Genomic DNA, 20,957 nt, shown 5'->3' with positions numbered 1-20,957 from the left:
ATAAACTACCAGTATTTTCAGGGATTATTTTTGATCAACAACTTCTCCTTATTAAAGCAAAAAGCCATTCCTCAAGGGAACAGCTTTCTCACTTATAATTAAAGATTTCTCTTGCCAACTTATCTGCTAGCTTGGGAAAGAGGGTATAAAACTTATGGGCTAGATTGAGTAAGACTGGGAGATTAAGCTCTCGTTTATTTCTTCCTATGGTCTTAACGATTTTTTTCGCAACCGTATCTGGCTCCAGCAGGAAACGGTCAACCGACTTGAGGTAGCTACCATCTGGGTCTGCCTGGTCAAAAAAGGCAGTACGAATAGGTCCTGGATTGACCGTTGTCACATAGACTCTATAGGGCATAAGTTCAAGGCGAAGAGCATTTGAAAAACCAATAGCCGCAAACTTGGTCGCTGAGTAGAGACTGGACTTGCTAGTCGCTATCAACCCTGCCATGCTAACGATATTGATGATATGGCCTTTTCGACTTTCCTTCATTCGACACCCAATGCGACGAGAAAGGTTCATCAGGGCAAAGGTATTAACCTCAAACATCTGATGAATGTCTTTGTCAGAAATCTGGTCGAAATCTTCAAAAATTCCATATCCAGCATTGTTAATCAAGACATCAATCTTGCCATAACGGAGATAGAGGTCAGCGACCAGAGTTTCTAGGGCTGAGTCATCAGTAATGTCGATTTCAATCCATTCCACATTAGGATGATTTCCGTAGAGTTGTGCCAGTTTTTCCTTGTTTCTACCTAGCAAGATCAATTGGTCATCTGGCAAGAGTTTGACCATTTCTTGGGCTAAGCCACCGCTAGCTCCGGTAATGAGAATAGTACGCATACTTATCCTTTCTCAATCTTCTAGATTTCCACTTCTTCCAAGTCTTTAACCACATGGACATTCTCAAAAATACTAGCTGCATCTTTCTTAAGCTGGCTGATATCTTTTGAAAGGAAACGAGCACTGATATGATTGAGCAAGAGGCGCTTAGCACTGGCTTCTGCTGCTACTTGTGCTGCCTGCATATTGGTTGAGTGACCGTGATTGCGAGCAATTTTTTCATCTCCCTTGCCATAAGTCGACTCATGGACAAGGACATCGGCATTGACAGCTAAACGCACACTAGCATTGGTTTTTCGGGTGTCTCCTAGAATAGTGATAATCTTACCAGGACGGGGAGCTGAGATATAGTCTGCCGCCTTGATTTCAGTCCCATCATCCAAAACAACATCCTGGCCGTTTTTGATTTTTCCAAAAAGCGGACCAAATGGGACACCAGCAGCCTTGAGCTTCTCAGCATCCAAGGTTCCTTCCAAGTCCTTTTGCATGACACGATAGCCAACACAGAAAATAGTGTGGTCCAGCTCCTCTGCATACACAGTGAATTTATCGGTCTCAAGGATTTTCCCTAGAGAATCTTGGCCAAACTCATGAAAATGAATGCGGTAAGGCAGACGAGAACCTGACACACGAAGACTAGTTAAGACAAAGGACTTGATCCCTTGCGGTCCATAGATGTCCAAATCTGTCTGCTCTTCATTGGCCTGAAAGGCACGACTAGAAAGGAATCCTGGCAAGCCAAAGATATGGTCTCCATGCAGGTGAGTGATAAAGATTTTGCTGACCTTACGTGGTCGAATCGTGGTTTCCAGAATGCGATTTTGCGTTCCTTCTCCACAGTCAAAGAGCCAAACTTCGTTAATCTCATCCAAGAGTTTCAGGGCGAGACTTGAGACGTTGCGGGCTTTAGAGGGCTGACCAGCCCCCGTTCCTAAAAATTGAATATCCATTTGATACTTTCTAATTAATCAATATATAACATGGCTGTGCGGTTTTCCGATCGGAAATAGCGCTTGCCAGAAAAAGCAACAGCTTCTTGTAATAAATCCTCTTGGCTATAACCTTTGAGACGTTTGCAACCATCAGCCAAGCTTTCCAAATCTGTCAAAGCTGTGAGACTCTCCACACTAACAACTTCTTCGTCTCCGGCATCCTTCATGTAAATCTTTCCAGACTCTTCAAAGACGAGTTGATGGGGGAAAATTTGCGCAATCTCAAAAAGCAAGTCATTCGAGATTTCCTCTTCATTTTCAGAGAAAATCCTTCCCAGTCCTTCACTCTCGTAGCAAAATCCAAAAGATTTGCCAGATAAATTAAGACGAATGAAAGGCTTATTTTCAAAGGTGAAACTTGGCTCAGCATTGTAGAGGTTCAATTCCTGGCTTAGTTCTGCAAAATAATCCGTCGCAGCTTCAGGACTCTTTTTCTGGTAGAGTTCTGCAAAGTAAGCATTCACTACACTGGGCGGAGGGGTAATGAGAGCCAACTGCTCTTGTTCTGTTTTGCCAGCTAGAAGTTGATCCAGATAGACCTTATCCAGACTTGTATAGCCCCCATATTTTAGAGCCAAGGTTTTAATATCAGTCATAAAATTCCGCTAACCTCCATTTGTTTTTCTCCGAAATATAGCCTGTAATCGCTTCTCCATCATCTTGGTAGTCACGATCTTCAAGAATCGCTACACTTTCCAAATCATGAATCTTGTAGGACTTAGAAAAAGGCACCCGTAGAGTAAAGGATTCAAAAATATCCTTGATTTTCTCTAAAAATAAAGCCTGCAACTGCTCACGACTATCCTCAGACTTGGCAGAAATGAGGGCATACGGCGTTTGAGTAGGCGTGAAATCCTCCACCAAATCCGCTTTATTATAAAGGGTCAGACGAGGAATATCCTCCATATCCAAGTCTTTCATGATAGACAGAACCGTTTTTTCATGCTCCTCGTGATAAGGATTGCTGGCATCAATGACATGAACCAGAAGGTCTACATGCTTACTTTCTTCCAAGGTTGACTTAAAACTGGACACCAATTCTGTTGGCAAATCTTGGATAAAGCCAACAGTATCAGTCAAGGTAACCTGAAGATTGCCTCCCAGATGGATACTCTTAGTCGTCGCGTCCAGAGTCGCAAAGAGTTCGTCCGCTTCATACTGGGTCTTACTGGTCAAGGTGTTCATGATGGTTGACTTCCCAGCATTGGTATAACCAATCAAACCAATCTTAAAGGTACTTGACTCCAAGCGTTTTTCTCTGACTGTCGCTCGATTCTTCTCAACTACCTTAAGCTGACGCTCAATATCTGTGATTTGATTGCGAACACTACGTCGGTTCAGTTCCAACTGACTCTCACCTGGACCACGGGAACCAATTCCCCCTGCCTGACGGCTGAGCATAATTCCCTGACCAACCAAGCGAGGTAAGAGGTACTTAAGCTGGGCCAAATGCACTTGAAGTTTTCCTTCATGGCTTCGAGCTCGCATAGCAAAGATATCCAGAATCAACTGCATACGGTCAATCACCTTGACACCCAGAACTTCCTCTAGATTGACATTTTGCCGTGGTGTCAGACGATTATTGACGATGACAGTGCTAATTTCTTCCGCATCTACCATCAGTGCAATCTCTTCCAACTTACCAGAGCCAACAAAGGTCTTGGAATCATATTTTTCACGTTTTTGTCTGTAGCTATCGACTACGACTGCCCCAGCTGTCTTAGCCAGACTGGCCAACTCTTCCATGGACAGGTCAAAATTATCCATGCCCTGCAGTTCAACACCAATTAGCAGGACCCGTTCTTCTTTTTTCTCCGTTTCAATCATTTAAAAACTCCTCAATCTGGCTTAGAATACGCTCCTTCACGCCAGACTCTCCTATCTGATAAAAGGTCACCTGCATGCGATTACGGAACCAGGTCAACTGACGCTTGGCAAAACGACGGGTAACCTGTTTGAGACTCTCACTAGCTTCCTCTAAAGTCTGCTCCCCACGGAAATATGGAAATAGTTCCTTGTAGCCAATTCCTTTGGCTGCCTGCGCATCAGGGTAATGGTCAAAAAGCCACTTGGCCTCATCCAAAAGCCCAGCCTCAAACATCAGATCCACTCGGTTGTTGATACGTTCATAAAGCTGACTACGCTCATCATCTAAGCAGATAATCAGAGGTTCATACAAAGTCTCTTGATTTTCCAAATCCTGACCAAAATGGGCAATCTCCAAGGCGCGCATGGCACGACGACGGTTAAACTGGGGAATTTCAAGACCTGCTTGCTTCACGAGATGGGCTAATTCCTCATCTGAATAAGGCTCCAAGCTAGCCCGATAAGCTAAAATCTCCTCATGAGGTGTTTCTCCACCTAGATGGTATCCTTCCAGCAAGCTCTGGATATAAAGCCCTGTACCACCCGCGATAATAGCAAGCTTACCACGGTTATGAATATCCTCAATAGCCTTCTTAGCTTCTGAAACAAAATCAAAAGCCGAGTAAGACTCGGTCACCTCTCTGACATCAATCAAATGATGAGGAACAGATGCTTGCTCCTCTGGGCTGGCCTTGGCCGTCCCAATATCCAACCCTCTGTATACTTGCTGACTGTCACCGCTGACCACCTCTCCACCAAAGCGCTTGGCTACTTCAATAGCAAGGGCTGTCTTCCCAACAGCAGTCGGTCCAACAATCACAATTATTTTTGTTTTCATCTTTTTTCCTTGAAAAATTCCCATTTTTTCGTTACTATTATTATATCACAAAAAGGTCAGTCAGAAAAATGCTACCTCTTAAGGAGCCTGGCTGATCGGGAAGATAAAGGAGGAAGACTCATGGCTAAAGGATTCGCAAAAGGTCTTGTAACAGGTGTCGCGGGAACTGTCGCTGCCGTTGCAGGTGCAGTATACGCAATTAAAAAGAAAGTGATTGAGCCAGAAGAGCAAAAAGCAGCTTTCATCGAAGAAAACCGCAAAAAGGCAGCTCGCCGTCGCGTATCACATTAATATACAAAAGAAGTTGAGAAATCTCAACTTCTTTTGTATATTAATGTGACTTCCAGTCAGCGCAGTTTGATTCTTATCCTACTTTTGCAGCCAATTCTTCTGCGAATTGTTCCAAGCGTTCGATGTCTTCTTCTTCGGCAGAAAGGTCTACTTTAACGCACTCTGAACCTTTTTCTGCTCCTGTCGCTACAAATACGCGATCAAAGTCATCAACAGCCTTACAGAATTCGTCGTAGAAGGTATCACCTGATCCAACAACCCCGTAGATTTTGCCATTCAAGTTGATATCTGCTAGGTCTTCGTAGAAGTCCATCATCTCATCAGGCAATTCTCCATCACCATAAGTATAGGTCGCAACGATTGCGATGTCCGCCTCCAAGAAGTCTGAAGCGTCAACAGTTGTACATTCATCCACATCGACATCCAAGCCCAAGTCACGTAATTTGTCTGCTACAATATCTGCAATTTCTTCGGTATTACCGGTCATACTGGCAAATACAATTTTTGCTAATGCCATATCGTCCTCCTCAATTTATCTTCCTCCATTATATCATATCTTTTTCATTTTAAAAATAAAAATTCTTGTGCTACAATGAAATGAGAAAGAATTGAGGTTATTATGGAAATTTGCCAGCAAATATTAGAGAAAATCAAAGAATACGATACCATTATCATTCATCGTCATATGAAACCAGATCCTGATGCCATAGGGAGTCAGGTAGGCTTGAAAGCTCTTCTTACACACCATTTTCCAGAAAAGACCATCAAAGCAGTCGGTTTTAACGAACCAACTCTATCCTGGATGGCGGAAATGGATACTGTCCAAGACAGTGACTACCACGAAGCTCTTGCTATTATTTGTGATACAGCGAATCGTCCTCGTATCGATGATAAACGCTATGAACAAGCTGCTTTCACCATCAAAATCGATCACCATCCAAATGATGATATCTATGGTGACCTATCTTGGGTGGATACAAGTTCAAGCAGTGCTAGTGAAATGATTGCTCTATTTGCTCAAGAAAATCAGCTGGCTTTGTCTAGTGAAGTGGCACGACTTCTCTATGCAGGAATTGTCGGGGACACTGGGCGTTTTCTCTACCCTTCAACTAGTGCCCGTACCTTTAGAATAGCTGGCCAGCTCCGAGAAGTTGATTTTGACTTTGCTGGATTGTCTCGTCAAATGGATACCATGAGCTTCAAGATTGCAAAATTGCAAGGGTATGTTTATGATCACTTAGAAGTTGATGATAATGGGGCTGCACGCGTTCTGCTTACTCAAGACATCTTGGAAAAATATAAGGTTACGGATGCTGAAACGGCTGCGATTGTCGGGGCACCTGGTCGAATTGATACCGTTAAGGCTTGGGCCATCTTTGTTGAGCAAGTTGACGGTCACTTCCGTGTGCGTATGCGCAGTAAAATCACCCCTATCAATGAAATTGCCAAAGAACACGACGGAGGAGGACATCCATTAGCTAGTGGCGCCAATTCCTATAGTCTAGAAGAAAACGAAATCATCTATCAAAAGTTAAAAAACTTGCTTAAAAACTGATAAAATACTTGCCAAACTTATCAGAATCTGATAGACTAGTAAGGTAACAATCTATGGCTCGCAAAGAGACCATGGCAGAAAGGAAATATTGCAAAATGAAAAAAGATATCCATCCAGAATATCGCCCAGTTGTCTTCATGGACACAACTACTGGTTACAAATTCCTTAGCGGTTCAACTAAACGCTCTAACGAAACTGTTGAGTTTGAAGGCGAAACTTACCCATTGATCCGTGTGGAAATTTCATCAGACTCACACCCATTCTACACTGGACGTCAAAAGTTCACTCAAGCAGATGGACGCGTGGATCGTTTCAACAAAAAATACGGTCTCAAATAATCATAAAAAGAACAGTTACTACTGTTCTTTTTTTTACTTCTTTTTATGTTTTTATGAACCAACCACTGCTATTATCTCAATATCAAGCTTCAAGCTAGTACCGAAAACTAATTTGAACAAGTTTAAAAAATATCAAAAAGAAGTTTGATATTGAGAATGGTTAAGATAATGGAAACTGCGTAACCTAGGATTGTGTTCCACTTGGCATTGGTGAATTCTCCCATCAGTGACTTTTTAGAGGTTAGATAAATCAAGGGGAAAATTGAAAACGGAAGAGCGATTGAAAGAAAGACCTGTGAATAGACCAATAACTGATCCAAGGTTTTTTCTTGATACCCAAATAAAACGGCGACTATAATCACAGGTAGCAAGGCAAAAATACGGGTACCGATACGGATAAGCCACTGAGGCAATCTTAGATGTAAGAAACCTTCCATGACAATCTGTCCTGTCAAAGTGCCTGTAATGGTCGAATTTTGACCACTTGCTAAGAGGGCTAGAGCAAATAAAGTTGACAAGGTTGAGCTGGCTATCGCTCCTGCTATTGTCGAATCCTGTAAAGCATTATACATTTGGGAGAAAGCTGAAATTTCAGATGCATGACCAAAAAAGAGGGAGGCACCTAAAATGAGAAGTAAGGAATTGACAATAAAGGCTAGGGACAACTGAAGATTTGAATCCCAGGTCATAAAGCGAACTGCTTTTCGAACATCCTTCTTATCTTTGTGATTGATTTTCCTTGTTTGGGATAGAGAGGAATGGAGATAGAGATTATGGGGCATGACTGTCGCTCCTACAATCCCTAGAGCCAAGGTCAATTGACTTTCATGACCCGGTAACGGTGTTTCAAATAAAGTTGAAGTTGGCAAATAACCACCAATGATCCCCTGGATACTTGGATTGGCTAAGGCCACAAGATAGGTAAAGATGGCTAATATGGTTAAAATAAGGGTCGTAACAATAGCTTCAATTTTTTTGAAACCAAATTTCATCAACAACAACAAAAGAAACACATCTAAAACGGTTAAGAGGATAGCAATCATAATCGGTATTTTAAACAAAAGATTTAAGGCAATCGCTGAACCTAGAACCTCAGCCAAGTCTGTCGCCATTAAAGCTAATTCTAAAATCACCCACAAACTATAGCGAAGCCACTTGGGAGCATGATGAGCTGTTGCTTGTGCTAGGTCCATCCTAGTCACGATACCGAGCTTCCCAGCCATCTGTTGTAGCTGCATAGCAATGATGGATGAAATTAAAATAACAAATAAAAGGCTGTACTTGTAGGAGGCGCCACCAACCACACTGGTGATCCAATTTCCAGGATCCATGTAGCCAACTGCCACAAGTGCACCAGGTCCTAAGAATGCTTTTAGATTTTGCCAAAAATGATTGTTATTTGGAGTCTCAATAGATTGATTGATCTCAGAAAGAGAGACTTTTTCATAAGAGGACATAGGGATTTCCCACTTTCTAATCTGTCTTTACATATTTCTTAATAGAATATTTTTTTGAAAGAATGATGAAAATAGTTTACCTATTTCCAATTCACCCTTATTATATCACATTTTAGAATGATTCCTAATAAAAGAAATGATAGTTGAAATAGGCAATATCAGTATTGTAAAAGCCAGCGTTTTTTGACGCTGGCTTTAAAACTGTGAAAAATATTTCTCAACTAGATCGCTTCTGTGACAAAACTACGGCTTTCAAGCACCTTAAGCATGGCATTAGCAGTATCTAGGGCTGTAAAGAGTGGCACACCGTGTTCAATGGCTGAACGACGGATTTGCTCACCATCTTCGTCAGCAGTTCGTTTGGTTCCGACAGTATTGATGATCGCTTGGATTTTTCCTTTACGAACATAGCTTGGGATATCCTGTTCATCGTCACCAATCTTACCAACAGGTTGGGCTTCTAGTCCATGACTGGCAAAGAAGGTTGCTGTCCCTTCTGTTGCGAGGATACCATAGCCAATATTTTGGAAACGGCGAGCCAAGTCCAAGGCTTCATCTTTAGCATCATCTGCAATAGTGAATACAACATTCCCGAAGGTTGGTAAGTGAAGATAAGAAGCTTCAAAGGCCTTGTACAAAGCTTTTTCAAGAGTTGTATCAGAACCCATAACTTCACCTGTTGACTTCATTTCAGGGCCTAGTAAGCTGTCTACCTTAGCTAGTTTCGTAAAGGAGAAGACAGGCGCCTTGATATGAACGCGAGTGCTTTCTGGATAAAGGCCATCTTGGTAGCCAAGTTCTTCAAGACTTTGACCAAGAATGAGCTTAGTTGCTACCTGAGCCATCGGAATATTGGTCACTTTAGAAAGGAATGGCACCGTACGGCTGGCACGTGGATTGACCTCAATAACATAGACTTTTTCGTCCTTGATGACAAACTGGATGTTCATCATCCCAAGACAATTAAGACCGATTGCTAGGCGTTTGGTATAGTCTGCGATGGTTTCCTGCACCTTTTGAGACAAGGTTTGTGGTGGGTAAACGGCCATTGAGTCACCTGAGTGGACACCGGCACGTTCGATGTGCTCCATGATACCAGGGATAAGGACATTTTCTCCGTCTGAGATGGCATCAACTTCACACTCTTGCCCAACAATGTAAGAGTCAACAAGAACTGGGTGGTCTGGACTAGCCTTAACAGCTGTACGCATGTAAGAACGGAGGTCTTCTTCGTTTTCAACGATTTCCATAGCACGTCCACCTAAAACATAAGATGGGCGAACTAAGACTGGGAAACCAATCTTGCGAGCTGCAAGCACAGCTTCTTCTTCATTAGTTGCTGTTTGACCTGGTGGCTGAGGAATATCCAAGTCTTTAAGGGCCTGCTCGAAGAGGTCACGGTCTTCGGCACGGTCTAAGTCAGCGACTTGCGTACCAAGGATGGTCACACCTGCTTTTGCCAATGGCTCCGCAAGGTTGATAGCTGTTTGACCACCAAACTGAACGATAACGCCTTTTGGTTGCTCCAAGTCGATAACATTCATCACATCTTCGAAAGTCAATGGTTCAAAGTAGAGCTTGTCAGATACCGAGAAGTCTGTAGAAACGGTCTCTGGGTTTGAGTTCATGATAATAGCTTCATAACCAGCGGCCTGAATAGCCTTAACCGAGTGAACAGTTGCGTAGTCAAACTCAACCCCTTGACCGATTCGGATTGGACCCGAACCTAGGACTAGTACAGATTCCTTGTCAGACTTGATAGACTCATTTTCCCATCCATAGGTTGAATAGAAATATGGCGTTTCAGAGTCGAACTCTGCCGCACAAGTATCGACCATCTTGTAGACTGGGACAATCTTGTTTTCCAAGCGAAGTTGACGAACTTGATCGGCAGTCGTTTCCCAAAGCTCCGCAATCTTACGGTCTGAGAAACCATTGAGTTTAGCTGTTTTCAAAACTTCTAAATCTTGTGGATGGGCACCCAATTCTTGCTCGATTTCAAAGATATGCAAGAGTTTATCCAAATAGAAGATATCAATCTTGGTCAATTCAGAAATTTCTTCTGGTGTGTAACCACGGCGAATAGCTTCTGAAACGTAGAAGAGACGGTCATCTTGGGCTTTCACAACCTTTTCAATCAAAGCATCATCAGAAACTGCTGCAAGTTCCGGCATTTCATTGTGGTGCACCCCAATTTCAAGGGAGCGACAGGCCTTAAGGAGAGATTCTTCGATGTTTCGACCGATAGCCATGACTTCTCCAGTGGCCTTCATCTGTGTCCCAAGACGGCGCTCACCTTTTTCAAACTTGTCAAATGGGAAACGTGGAATCTTGGCAACCACGTAGTCAAGGGCTGGTTCAAACATGGCATAGGTTGAACCCGTGACTGGGTTAATAACCTCATCCAAGGTCAAACCGACGGCAATCTTAGCTGCCAATTTAGCAATCGGATAACCCGTCGCCTTAGAAGCAAGGGCTGACGAACGCGATACACGAGGGTTTACTTCGATAACATAGTACTTGAAGCTATGCGGATCAAGGGCCAGCTGAACGTTACACCCACCTTCAATCTTGAGAGCGCGGATAATGCTCAAGCTCGCGTCACGAAGCATTTGGTTTTCATAGTCTGACATGGTTTGCGCAGGGGCGAATACAATGGAATCTCCTGTATGAATTCCAACTGGGTCAAAGTTTTCCATGTTACAAACAACGAGGGCATTGTCAGCTGAATCGCGCATGACTTCGTATTCGATTTCTTTGAAACCTGCGATTGAACGTTCAATCAAACATTGGGTAACAGGTGACAGTTTCAACCCATTTTCAGCGATTTCACGCAATTCTTCCTCGTTGGCACACATACCACCACCAGTACCACCTAGGGTAAAGGCTGGACGGACGATAACTGGGTAACCGATTGAAGCAGCAAAGGCTACCGCTTCTTCAACTGTGTTGACAATTTCAGATTCTGGAATTGGTTGCTCAAGCTCTTCCATCAATTGTTTAAAGAGGTCACGGTCCTCCGCTTGATCAATAGCAGATAATTTAGTACCCAGAAGTTCTACTCCCAATTCATCTAGAATACCGTTTTTAGACAATTCCATGGCCATATTGAGCCCTGTTTGACCACCAAGAGTTGGAAGCAAAGCATCTGGGCGTTCCTTACGGAGAATACGTGTCACAAACTCCAGTGTAATCGGTTCGATGTAGACCTTGTCCGCAATTTCCTTATCCGTCATGATAGTGGCAGGGTTTGAGTTCACCAAGACAACCTCATAACCTTCCTCTTTCAAAGACAAGCAAGCCTGGGTCCCAGCGTAGTCAAACTCAGCAGCCTGACCAATAATAATCGGACCAGAACCAATCACCATAATTTTTTGAATATCAGTACGTTTAGGCATTTTTAAGATATTAAGGGCGTCAAGCAGACAAAGCTAAAATAGGAGTTATGACGAAGAACTATCAGTTCTAGGAATAACTATCTTTTTAGCGCCGTCCGTAGCCCGTATTCAGTTCAGCAAATACGGACCACCCTTCTCCTTTCTATTCGGCAACTCTCAGGTTGCCATTAAATAAATTCTCCGACGATTTTTTAGAGAAACGATATTTTTCGATAAAAAATCTAGTGCAGGGAGTTTTTAGTTCGCCCGATAGGGACTAAAAGAAACGCCCTGCCTTTCTATTCGTCGCCTCACAGAGCGACATGAAATAAGATATAAAGGACGAATAGAAAGCGATTGAATTTTAGGAAACCAAGGAAGGATTGACAATCCAAGTCGGTTTCTCTAAATTCCGAGCTTTCCGTCCGTGTTCAGTTACATAAGTTCTCCGACGAGCTTTTACTCGTTCTTAGTTTGATTGTTTAAAAGCTTCCATCATCTCGATAAACTCGTCAAAGAGGTAGCTTGCATCATGAGGACCAGGAGCTGCGTCTGGGTGGAATTGTACAGAAAAACCTGGTTGGTATCTGTGGCGAACTCCTTCAACTGATTTATCATTGATTTCTTCGTGGGTAATGATCAAATGATCTGGCAAGTCCTCACGGCTAACTGCATAACCGTGGTTCTGGCTGGTGAAGTCTATACGGCCTGTAGCAATCTCACGTACCGCGTGGTTAAATCCGCGGTGACCAAACTTCATCTTGTAGGTCTTAGCCCCATTTGCCATGGCAAAGAGTTGGTGTCCCATACAAATTCCGAAAATTGGAATTTTTCCTTGCACACCACGAATCATGTCCAGTGCTTCTGGAACATCTTCTGGGTTACCTGGACCATTTGACAACATAACTCCGTCAGGATTGAGGTGGAGAATTTCTTCCGCTGTTGTTGAATACGGAACGACGGTCACATTACAGTTTCGTTTGGAAAGTTCACGTAAAATTGAGTGTTTAAGACCAAAGTCTACTAAGACCACACTCAAACCAACTCCTGGAGCTGGATAGGAAGTTTTAGTAGAAACCTGCTTGATATTGTCTGTCGGCAGGACTGTTGCTTGAAGCTGGTCAGTTACATGGTCCATACTGTCTCCAACATGAGTCAAGGTTGCACGCATAGTACCGTGCTTACGAATAATCTTGGTAAGTGCACGCGTATCAATTCCTGAAATCCCTGGAATTTTCTTGGCTTTCAAAAATTCATCCAACGTCATTTGGTTGCGCCAGTTGCTAGCTCGACGTGCTTCTTCAAAAACGACAACTCCCTTACAAGTCGGAATAATGGATTCGTAATCATCACGATTAATTCCATAATTTCCCACCAAAGGATAAGTAAAGGTCAAGATTTGTCCATTATAAGACTGGTCTGTAATGGACTCTTGGTAGCCGGTCATCCCTGTGTTAAAGACGATTTCGCCTGTTACATCAATATCTGCTCCGAAGGCCTTGCCTTCAAAAACTGTGCCATCTTCTAATACTAGAAGTCTTTTTGTCATATTTTCACCTCTCGTGGACGCTCACTGGCGTCTTTTAACGTCTTGTGTTTTAATTGGCGTTTCTACTCGCCAATACGGATTCTAAGATTGCCATTCGAACAAAGACACCGTTGGTCATTTGTTGGACAATGCGTGATTTTGGAGCTTCAACCAAGTGGTCAGCAATTTCCACATCTCGATTAACTGGAGCTGGGTGCATGATTATTGCTGTTTCTTTTAAGCGATCATAACGTTCTTGAGTCAAACCATGTTGGGCATGGTAGTCTTCTTTTGAAAAGACTGCACCACTATCATGGCGTTCATGTTGAACGCGGAGCAACATCAAAACATCCACCTGATCAACAATCTCATCAATAGTTACAAACTGTCCATAGTCCGCAAACTCTTGACTTCTCCATTCCTCAGGTCCTGCAAAGAAAAGTTCAGCTCCCAAGCGTTTCAAAATTTGCATATTGGATTTGGCAACACGTGAATGATCCAAGTCACCTGCAATAGCAACCTTGAGACCCTCAAAGTGACCAAATTCCTCATAAATGGTCATCAAATCAAGCAAGCTCTGACTAGGATGTTGACCTGAACCATCTCCACCATTGATGATGGAAGTCTTAATGGTTGGACTCGTAATCAATTCTTTGTAATAATCGACCTCTGGGTGGCGAATCACGCAGACATCTACACCAAGCGCAGACAAGGTTAGGATTGTGTCATACAGTGTCTCACCCTTGTTTACTGAGCTGGTCTTCACATCAAAGTCCAGTCGCTCCAGCCCTAGCTTAATCTCTGCCACTTCAAAGGACTTATGTGTCCGTGTAGAATCCTCAAAGAAAAGATTTGAAACAATCGGATGGTCTTCATAAGGAAGCTGGGCTCCATTTTTAAACTCAATTCCTCGCTTAATCAATTTCATCACTTGATCGACAGTGAGGTCTTCCATGGACACCACATGGTTCAATGCTTGTTGATTTTCTGACATGGCTACTCCTTCAGCTTTCTAAGCTTCTTCAGTAATCAGAACTCTGTCTTGGCCATCAAGTTCTGTCATCTCTACGATGATTTCTTCAGAACGACTGGTTGGGATATTTTTCCCAACGTAATCTGGACGGATTGGCAATTCTCTATGTCCACGATCTACTAGCACCGCAAGACTCACGCGCGCAGGACGACCATGTCCGACAATGTTATCGATAGCAGCACGGATGGTACGACCTGTATAAAGCACATCATCCACCAAGATAACTTCACGGTCTGTCACATCAACAGAAATCAAAGAAGTATCTTCTCCGCTTTTAACATCATCACGGAAAGGTTTGGTGTCCAATTCCACAACAGGAACAGTGATATTTTCCAACTGCTCCAAGCGTTCTTTGATACGATGAGCGATGAAAACACCACGCGTTTTTATCCCAGCTAGGATAATCTTATTCAAATCTTTATTGCGCTCAATAATCTCATAAGTAATTCGCGTAATCGCTCGTTTGACAGTCAATTCGTCTACAACTTCTTTTGTCTTCATGACAAACCTCCAAAAAGAAAAGTCTCCTTCTACAAGGAGACTTGAAATGTATAGCCAAGCGAGCCCTACTATAAATAGTATAGACTTCACCCTTCTACTTTATCGCGCTCCTTGCCTGCCTCACGGGACAGGTTTAAAGGACTATTTAGTTATCATTTACTATAGCACAAAGCACCCTTAAAATCAAGCAAAAACTTTTTCAGAGTCCCCTTAAACATTACTAAAATCATATAATTGGGGATAGTGATCGCATTCTGGATTTTTGGGATGGCAGATAGCTCGTCCAAAGTAAATCATGGCCTGGTGGGCTGCTAACCACTCTTCTGGTGGTAGAACGTCCATGACACGTTTTTCTACTTCAAGTGGCGTAGCTGATTTTTTAACGATATCGTGATGCTTACAGATCCGCTCCACATGAGTGTCCACTGCAAAAGCTGGAATTCCAAAGCCCACACTCATGACAACATTGGCTGTCTTGCGACCAACTCCTGCTAGACTTTCTAATTCCTCTCGAGTCTGAGGCACTTGACCGTCAAAATCGTCTAGTAACTGTTGGGCACATTTTTTAAGAAATTTAGCCTTATTTCGATACAGTCCTAGACGGGAAATATGTGAGGCAATTTCACTTTCAGTCGCGACAGACATGGCTTGAGGCGTTGGAAAGGCTGCAAAGAGGCCTGGTGTGGCCTTATTTACTGCGGCATCTGTGGTCTGGGCTGACAACATCACTGCAACCAGTAGTTCAAAATGATTAGTAAAATCAAGACTAGGCTTAGCATCTGGAAAAAGGGCAATAATTTCCTCTATGACATGACGGGCACGTTTCTTGGATAAAACCATCTACTCGTCTCCATTAAATAGTCCTTGTAAACCTGCAAAAGGACTGTTTTCTTCTTTCTTGACTGCTTGTTGGGCTTGGTATTCTTCCTCAGTCATGATTTGCCAGTCATTTCCTGACACAAATCCTTGGCCCGCCTCTTCTTCTGCCGTCAAGACCTTGATTGGGATATTGAGCAAGATATTATCTGCTACGCTCTCAGCAAGGTCGATTTCCCCATTTTCGATAGGCAAGACCAAGTCATCATCTAGAACTTCCTGGTCTAGTTGATTGGTTGCTCCTTCCATGAAAACCTCTGTCACTGGATAAGACTCTGCCAACTCAACTGGCTCCATACTGCGGCTGGAAGCAAGAACAATGGTATATGACAACTGATAGTCTAAAAAATACAGACGGTCTTCATACTGCACCTTCCCCACTGCAAGGATATCTTTGACATCTAAAATCTCTTGATTTCGTTTACGCAAGTCTGCTGCCAGGTCTAAAGCTTGTTCAAAGTGTAGACCTTCAGGCTGCTTACGAATTTCTTGAATATTTAACTTCATATTTCCTCCATAAAGATGTACTCACTTGATTATACCATGAAAAGGCTATAAATCAGCTTTCCAAACTTTGATATTAAAACCTCATTTTTTAACATATTTACTATGACATATTTCCTATTTAGTGCTATACTATAGGCAAGAATACACCAGAGCAGGGAGGATGCTCATATGGAAGACAAAGCACTCATCACTGAAGCTTACCAACTACTTTCCGAGTTAAATAAAAGCTACCAAAGCTGTAAACAAGGTACAACCGATGATTTCCGTCTACAAGAACTGCTAAATACTACTCTGCAAGAGCTTAAAAAAGCAGAAAAGTTGGATAATAGTATCTTAATCGACCTTGAGAAATTTTACCAACGTACCAGTCTATTGATTGGACTTGGTAGTCTAAAACTAAACGATCAAGCACGCACCGCTTGGCGCAACTATGACAAGTTCCATTACCAGCATGTCAAACACGTACTGACTCTCTATGGACCTGTTTTCGGATTCTGATACTTTTCGAAAATCTCTTCAAACCACGTCAGCTTCCCCTTGCCGTTGGTATGGGTTACTGACTTCGTCAGCTCTATCTGCAACCTCAAAGCTGTGCTTTGAGCAGTCTTCGGATCGCTTCCTAGTTTGCCCTTTGATTTTCATTGAGTATAAAAACTAGAATTTCCTGTTTTCTATTGACAAAATTTCCTCAAAAGTATAGGATAGAGGTACTAATACTCGGAGGTAAGGGAGACATGAACAACTAAGTCTATCAAATAAAGAACCTTTATTTAGTAGATCTTGTTTTTGTCTCTTTTTGCATGCTCTTTTTATACTAGATTTTCTAGTATCTTGTCCCCATTGAAAATCAAAAAAACTAGAAAGCTAACCGTCTGCTCCTTTTAGGTTGGGGTAGGCAGCTCCAAGCTAGTTTGACGACCTTTTCAACGAGGATAATAGAGTTTTTAACAGTGACTTTGGGCTCTACTAGATAAAGTAGAGCTTTTTGTTATGCACTATCGACATTCTAGAAAGGGCAACAATATGATAAAAATCAATCATCTAACCATCACGCAAAACAAAGATCTACGAGATCTTGTATCTGACCTAACCATGACTATCCAAGACGGGGAAAAGGTTGCTATTATTGGTGAAGAAGGAAATGGCAAATCGACTTTACTACGAGCTTTAATGGGGGAAGCATTACCTGATTTTACTATCAAGGGCGACATTCAGTCTGACCTTCAATCACTGGCCTACATTCCTCAAAAACTAGCTGAGGACCTGAAAAAGAAAACTCTACATGACTACTTCTTTTTGGATTCTGCTGATTTAGACTACAGTATTCTTTATCGTTTGGCGGAGGAGTTGCACTTTGATAGCGACCGTTTTGCTAGCGATCAAGAAATTGGCAGTCTATCAGGGGGCGAGGCTTTGAAAATTCAGCTCATACATGAATTAGCCAAACCCTTTGAGATTCTATTTTTAGATGAACCTTCAAATGACCTAGACCTTGAGACGGTTGATTGGCTAAAAAGTCAGATTCAAAAAACCAGGCAAACTGTTATTTTCATCTCCCATGATGAAGACTTTCTTTCTCAAACGGCAGATACTATTGTCCACTTGCGACTGGTCAAGCATCGAAAAGAAGCGGAAACGCTAGTCGAGCATTTAGACTACGATAGCTATAGTGACCAGAGAAAGGTTAGTTTTGCCAAACAAAGTCAGCAAGCTGCTAACGACCAGAGAGCTTATGACAAAACCATGGAAAAGCATCGTCGCGTCAAGCAAAATGTAGAAACTGCCTTGCGTAACACTAAAAACGATGTTGCTGGGCGCTTACTGGCTAAAAAGATGAAAAATATACTCTCTCAAGAAAAACGCTTTGAAAAGGAAGTCCAGTCCATGACCCAAAAGCCACTTGACGAGGAACAAATCCAACTTTTCTTTTCAGACATCCAACCATTACCGGCTTCTAAAGTCTTAGTCCAACTGGAGAAGGATAGTTTGTCCATTGACGAGCGCATTTTAGCTCAGGAGTTACGACTAACGATCCGTGGCCAAGATAAAATCGGTATCATCGGGCCAAATGGTGTTGGGAAATCAACTCTGTTAGCCAAGTTACAAAAACTGCTCAGCGCCAAAAGAGAGATTTCGCTTGGTTTTATGCCACAAGATTACCATAAAAAACTGCAATTGGATCTATCTCCAGTAGCCTATCTCAGCAAAACTGGGGAAAAAGAGGAACTACAGAAAATCCAATCCCACCTAGCCAGTCTCAATTTCAGCTATCCAGAGATGCAGCACCAAATTCGCTCCCTATCTGGCGGTCAACAGGGTAAACTTCTACTTTTGGATTTAGTGTTGCGAAAACCAAACTTTCTACTTCTGGATGAGCCTACACGTAATTTTTCTCCCACTTCTCAACCCGAAATCAGAAAACTCTTTGCCTCCTATCCAGGCGGTCTAATCACTGTTTCGCATGACAGACGCTTCTTAAAAGAGGTCTGTACGAGTATCTATCGTTTGACAGAGGAAGGTTTGGAAGTCGTTGATTTACAAGATTTATAAATGTTGAACATAGCAAAAATCCAGAGACGAGCTCTGGATTCTTTTTACATGTGTTTCAAGCGTTCGATTCGTTCTGATATAGGTGGGTGGGTGTAAAATAGTTTTTGGAGTCCACCACCTTTCTTGGGATCATTGATGTACAGAGCGCTGCTGGCATCATCGACATGGTGATGCATTGGCTCGCTATTATCCAACTTGCGCAAGGCATTGATCATCCCTTGAGGATTGCGAGTCAGCTCCACACTGGATGCATCCGCCAGAAATTCCCTCTGACGGGAAATTGCAAGTTGCACCAAAGTTGCCGCGAGAGGTGCTAGAACAATGGCTAAGAGAGAGATAACAAGCATGATAATCTCCAAACCATTTCCATCGCGATCATTATCACTCCGTCTGCGACCTGCGCCACCCCACCACATCATCCGTCCTGCCATACTAGACAGAAGGGTAATAGCACTGGCAAGGGCAACAGCAATGGTCGAAATGCGGATATCGTAGTTTCGGATATGACTGACCTCATGCCCCATAACAGCTTCCAGTTCCTCGCGATTCATGATAGCCAGAAGACCCGAAGTAGCTGCGACAGCTGCATTCTGCGGATTCGAACCTGTTGCAAAGGCATTTAAAGAAGAATCCTCAATGATGAAAACACGCGGCATAGGAATCTGAGCGACCATGGCCATATCTTCCACTACATGGTAGAGGTCTGGTGCTGTTTGCTCATCAACCTCACGCGCCCCATTCATAGACATGACAATCTCTGTCGATTGAAAGATCATGGTCAGAGCGTAGATAAGACCGATAATCAAGGCAATAATCATACCCCCAAGACCTGAGCGCATGAAGAGATAGCCAACCGCATAACCAACCAAGGCCAAGAGTAGGAAGAAAACCAGCAACAAAATCCAAGTTTTTCGTTTATTGCTCGCAATTTGATCAAACAACATCTTAGTCACCTAAACCGCTAAAGTCAACTTTAGGAACTGCCTTTTCCTCTTCAGGTGTTTGAAGGAAGTCTGCAGCTTTAAAGCCAAATAGTCCTGCGATGATATTACTTGGGAAGCTTTCAAGTTTTACATTGTAGTTGCTGACAACACTGTTGTAGAGTTGGCGAGAGTAAGAAATTTTATTTTCTGTATTGGTCAACTCTTCTTGCAATTTGATAAAGTTAGCACTAGCTTTCAATTCTGGGTAATTCTCTGCTACTGCAAAGATACCAGAAATCTGGCGGGTAAGGGCATCACTGGCCTTCATAGCTTCTGCTGGTGAAGTTGCTGCAGCTACTTGTCTACGAAGTTCTGTTACTTTTTCCAAGGTAGAACCTTCATATTTGGCATAGCCTTTGACTGTTTCAATCAAGTTTGGGAGGAGATCATTACGACGCTTCAACTGAACATCGATCTGGCTCCAAGCCTCCTTGGTCTGCATACGATTTTTAACCAAACCGTTATAGCTAACAATCACAAAAATAACAATCAGAGCCAAAACTCCAAGAATAATCCAAGTCATAATCTTATTCCTTTCTGCTTTTAGATTACTACCAGTATATCAAAATTTTAACGAATATGGTAAAATAAGATGATACTAGAGAAGGAAAGTACTATGAAACCAGAAACATTTTACAGCCTACTAGCTGAGCAAAATCTTCCACTTTCGGACCAGCAAAAGAACCAATTTGAACGATATTTTGAACTCTTGGTCGAGTGGAATGAAAAGATTAACCTGACCGCTATTACAGACAAAGAAGAAGTTTATCTCAAACATTTTTATGATTCGATTGCACCTATTCTGCAAGGCTTGATTTCAAATGAAACTATCAAACTTCTTGATATCGGGGCTGGGGCAGGATTTCCTAGTCTACCCATGAAAATCCTCTATCCTCAGTTAGATGTGACCATCATTGATTCGCTCAATAAGCGCATCAACTTCCTTCAGCTTTTGGCTCAAGAGTTGGATTTGGATGGTGTTCACTTCTACCATGGACGAGCAGAAGACTTTGCTCAAGACAAGAACTTCCGTGCCCAGTTTGATGTGGTGACAGCTCGTGCAGTTGCCCGTATGCAAGTCTTATCTGAGTTGACCATTCCCTACCTTAAAGTTGGTGGAAAACTACTGGCGCTCAAGGCCAGCAATGCTCCTGAGGAATTGTTAGAAGCCAAGAATGCTCTCAATCTCCTCTTTAGCAAGGTAGAGGACAACCTCAGCTACGCCCTTCCAAATGGAGATCCCCGTTATATCACAGTGGTCGAAAAGAAAAAGGAGACGCCTAACAAGTACCCAAGAAAGGCCGGCATGCCAAACAAACGCCCACTTTAATTTTTTTAGTAAAAAAATTATTTACAAAACGGACCTCGCTCTCCCATTTCCAGGCTCGGGAAAAATTCGTTTACAAAACGAATTTTTTCTG

The 20,957-nt window shown here is 42.6% G+C and carries 21 protein-coding genes; 6 read left to right on the top strand and 15 right to left on the bottom strand.

What is annotated here, in order from left to right:
• Positions 1–88: 88 nt before the first annotated feature.
• The 5 genes from M9H69_RS03620 to miaA are packed head-to-tail and all read right to left on the bottom strand — an operon-like array spanning position 89 to position 4,540.
• Entirely contained in the window at positions 89–844 is a 756-nt protein-coding gene (locus M9H69_RS03620; protein WP_250315933.1) for an SDR family NAD(P)-dependent oxidoreductase, read from the bottom strand.
• A gap of 20 nt (positions 845–864) precedes the next feature.
• Positions 865–1,794, bottom strand: a complete 930-nt coding sequence (rnz, locus tag M9H69_RS03615) for a ribonuclease Z (RefSeq protein WP_250315932.1) — start codon at positions 1,792–1,794, stop codon at positions 865–867.
• Between the two features lie 14 nt (positions 1,795–1,808).
• Positions 1,809–2,432 carry a cystathionine beta-lyase gene (locus tag M9H69_RS03610; RefSeq protein ID WP_250315931.1) on the bottom strand — a complete coding sequence of 208 codons (624 nt, stop codon included), beginning with the start codon at positions 2,430–2,432 and terminating at the stop codon, positions 1,809–1,811.
• On the bottom strand, positions 2,425–3,663 hold the full coding sequence (gene hflX / locus M9H69_RS03605) for a GTPase HflX (protein WP_250315930.1): 1,239 nt from the start codon (positions 3,661–3,663) through the stop codon (positions 2,425–2,427). The genes M9H69_RS03610 and hflX overlap by 8 nt, the downstream gene beginning before the upstream one ends.
• Positions 3,656–4,540, bottom strand: coding sequence for a tRNA (adenosine(37)-N6)-dimethylallyltransferase MiaA (miaA, locus tag M9H69_RS03600; protein ID WP_000850168.1), 885 nt, complete (start codon positions 4,538–4,540; stop codon positions 3,656–3,658). Before miaA ends, hflX begins: the two co-directional genes overlap by 8 nt.
• Before the next feature lie 120 nt (positions 4,541–4,660).
• Between miaA and M9H69_RS03595 the strand changes: the two genes are divergently transcribed.
• Positions 4,661–4,831, top strand: coding sequence for a DUF3042 family protein (locus M9H69_RS03595; protein WP_001051782.1), 171 nt, complete (start codon positions 4,661–4,663; stop codon positions 4,829–4,831).
• Between the two features lie 73 nt (positions 4,832–4,904).
• On the opposite strand, the gene M9H69_RS03590 is transcribed toward M9H69_RS03595, so the two are convergent.
• On the bottom strand, positions 4,905–5,348 hold the full coding sequence (locus tag M9H69_RS03590; protein ID WP_250315929.1) for a flavodoxin: 444 nt from the start codon (positions 5,346–5,348) through the stop codon (positions 4,905–4,907).
• A 102-nt stretch (positions 5,349–5,450) separates the two neighbouring features.
• On the opposite strand from M9H69_RS03590, the gene M9H69_RS03585 reads away from it, so the two are divergent.
• Both M9H69_RS03585 and M9H69_RS03580 read left to right on the top strand, forming a co-directional pair.
• Positions 5,451–6,386: a DHH family phosphoesterase gene (locus M9H69_RS03585; RefSeq protein ID WP_250315928.1), complete on the top strand. Its 936-nt coding sequence runs from the start codon at positions 5,451–5,453 to the stop codon at positions 6,384–6,386.
• Between the two features lie 95 nt (positions 6,387–6,481).
• On the top strand, positions 6,482–6,724 hold the full coding sequence (locus tag M9H69_RS03580; RefSeq protein WP_000710762.1) for a type B 50S ribosomal protein L31: 243 nt from the start codon (positions 6,482–6,484) through the stop codon (positions 6,722–6,724).
• Between the two features lie 122 nt (positions 6,725–6,846).
• On the opposite strand, the gene M9H69_RS03575 is transcribed toward M9H69_RS03580, so the two are convergent.
• The 7 genes from M9H69_RS03575 to M9H69_RS03545 form a co-directional block, all read right to left on the bottom strand.
• Positions 6,847–8,181 carry an Nramp family divalent metal transporter gene (locus M9H69_RS03575; protein WP_250315927.1) on the bottom strand — a complete coding sequence of 445 codons (1,335 nt, stop codon included), beginning with the start codon at positions 8,179–8,181 and terminating at the stop codon, positions 6,847–6,849.
• Positions 8,182–8,402: 221 nt separating this feature from the next.
• Positions 8,403–11,579, bottom strand: coding sequence for a carbamoyl-phosphate synthase large subunit (carB, locus tag M9H69_RS03570; protein ID WP_250315926.1), 3,177 nt, complete (start codon positions 11,577–11,579; stop codon positions 8,403–8,405).
• Positions 11,580–12,027: 448 nt separating this feature from the next.
• Positions 12,028–13,107, bottom strand: coding sequence for a carbamoyl phosphate synthase small subunit (locus M9H69_RS03565; protein ID WP_000166845.1), 1,080 nt, complete (start codon positions 13,105–13,107; stop codon positions 12,028–12,030).
• A gap of 49 nt (positions 13,108–13,156) precedes the next feature.
• Positions 13,157–14,080, bottom strand: coding sequence for an aspartate carbamoyltransferase catalytic subunit (locus tag M9H69_RS03560; RefSeq protein WP_250315925.1), 924 nt, complete (start codon positions 14,078–14,080; stop codon positions 13,157–13,159).
• A gap of 18 nt (positions 14,081–14,098) precedes the next feature.
• Positions 14,099–14,620: a bifunctional pyr operon transcriptional regulator/uracil phosphoribosyltransferase PyrR gene (gene pyrR, locus M9H69_RS03555; RefSeq protein ID WP_000850018.1), complete on the bottom strand. Its 522-nt coding sequence runs from the start codon at positions 14,618–14,620 to the stop codon at positions 14,099–14,101.
• Between the two features lie 210 nt (positions 14,621–14,830).
• Positions 14,831–15,460, bottom strand: coding sequence for an endonuclease III (gene nth / locus M9H69_RS03550; protein WP_000244437.1), 630 nt, complete (start codon positions 15,458–15,460; stop codon positions 14,831–14,833).
• Entirely contained in the window at positions 15,461–16,003 is a 543-nt protein-coding gene (locus tag M9H69_RS03545; protein ID WP_000773192.1) for a YceD family protein, read from the bottom strand.
• Positions 16,004–16,171: 168 nt separating this feature from the next.
• Here M9H69_RS03545 and M9H69_RS03540 point away from each other — a divergent pair, with 168 nt between their 5' ends.
• Together M9H69_RS03540 and M9H69_RS03535 are read left to right on the top strand one after the other, a co-directional pair.
• Positions 16,172–16,501 carry a hypothetical protein gene (locus M9H69_RS03540; protein ID WP_000389554.1) on the top strand — a complete coding sequence of 110 codons (330 nt, stop codon included), beginning with the start codon at positions 16,172–16,174 and terminating at the stop codon, positions 16,499–16,501.
• A gap of 492 nt (positions 16,502–16,993) precedes the next feature.
• Positions 16,994–18,553 (top strand): ATP-binding cassette domain-containing protein, encoded by a 1,560-nt coding sequence (locus M9H69_RS03535; RefSeq protein ID WP_250315924.1) that lies wholly within the window; start codon positions 16,994–16,996, stop codon positions 18,551–18,553.
• Between the two features lie 44 nt (positions 18,554–18,597).
• Here M9H69_RS03535 and htpX read toward each other — a convergent pair whose 3' ends face one another.
• Positions 18,598–19,497 carry a zinc metalloprotease HtpX gene (gene htpX / locus M9H69_RS03530; RefSeq protein ID WP_061416545.1) on the bottom strand — a complete coding sequence of 300 codons (900 nt, stop codon included), beginning with the start codon at positions 19,495–19,497 and terminating at the stop codon, positions 18,598–18,600.
• 1 nt (position 19,498) lies between these two features.
• Complete coding sequence (locus M9H69_RS03525; protein ID WP_143989420.1) at positions 19,499–20,059, bottom strand: LemA family protein; 561 nt, start codon at positions 20,057–20,059, stop codon at positions 19,499–19,501.
• A 93-nt stretch (positions 20,060–20,152) separates the two neighbouring features.
• Between M9H69_RS03525 and rsmG the strand changes: the two genes are divergently transcribed.
• Positions 20,153–20,866 carry a 16S rRNA (guanine(527)-N(7))-methyltransferase RsmG gene (gene rsmG, locus M9H69_RS03520; RefSeq protein WP_000801953.1) on the top strand — a complete coding sequence of 238 codons (714 nt, stop codon included), beginning with the start codon at positions 20,153–20,155 and terminating at the stop codon, positions 20,864–20,866.
• Positions 20,867–20,957 lie beyond the last annotated feature (91 nt).

This window comes from Streptococcus oralis, assembly GCF_023611505.1.
Lineage (GTDB): Bacteria > Bacillota > Bacilli > Lactobacillales > Streptococcaceae > Streptococcus > Streptococcus oralis_CT.
This window is presented reverse-complemented; position numbering and strand designations above follow the sequence as displayed.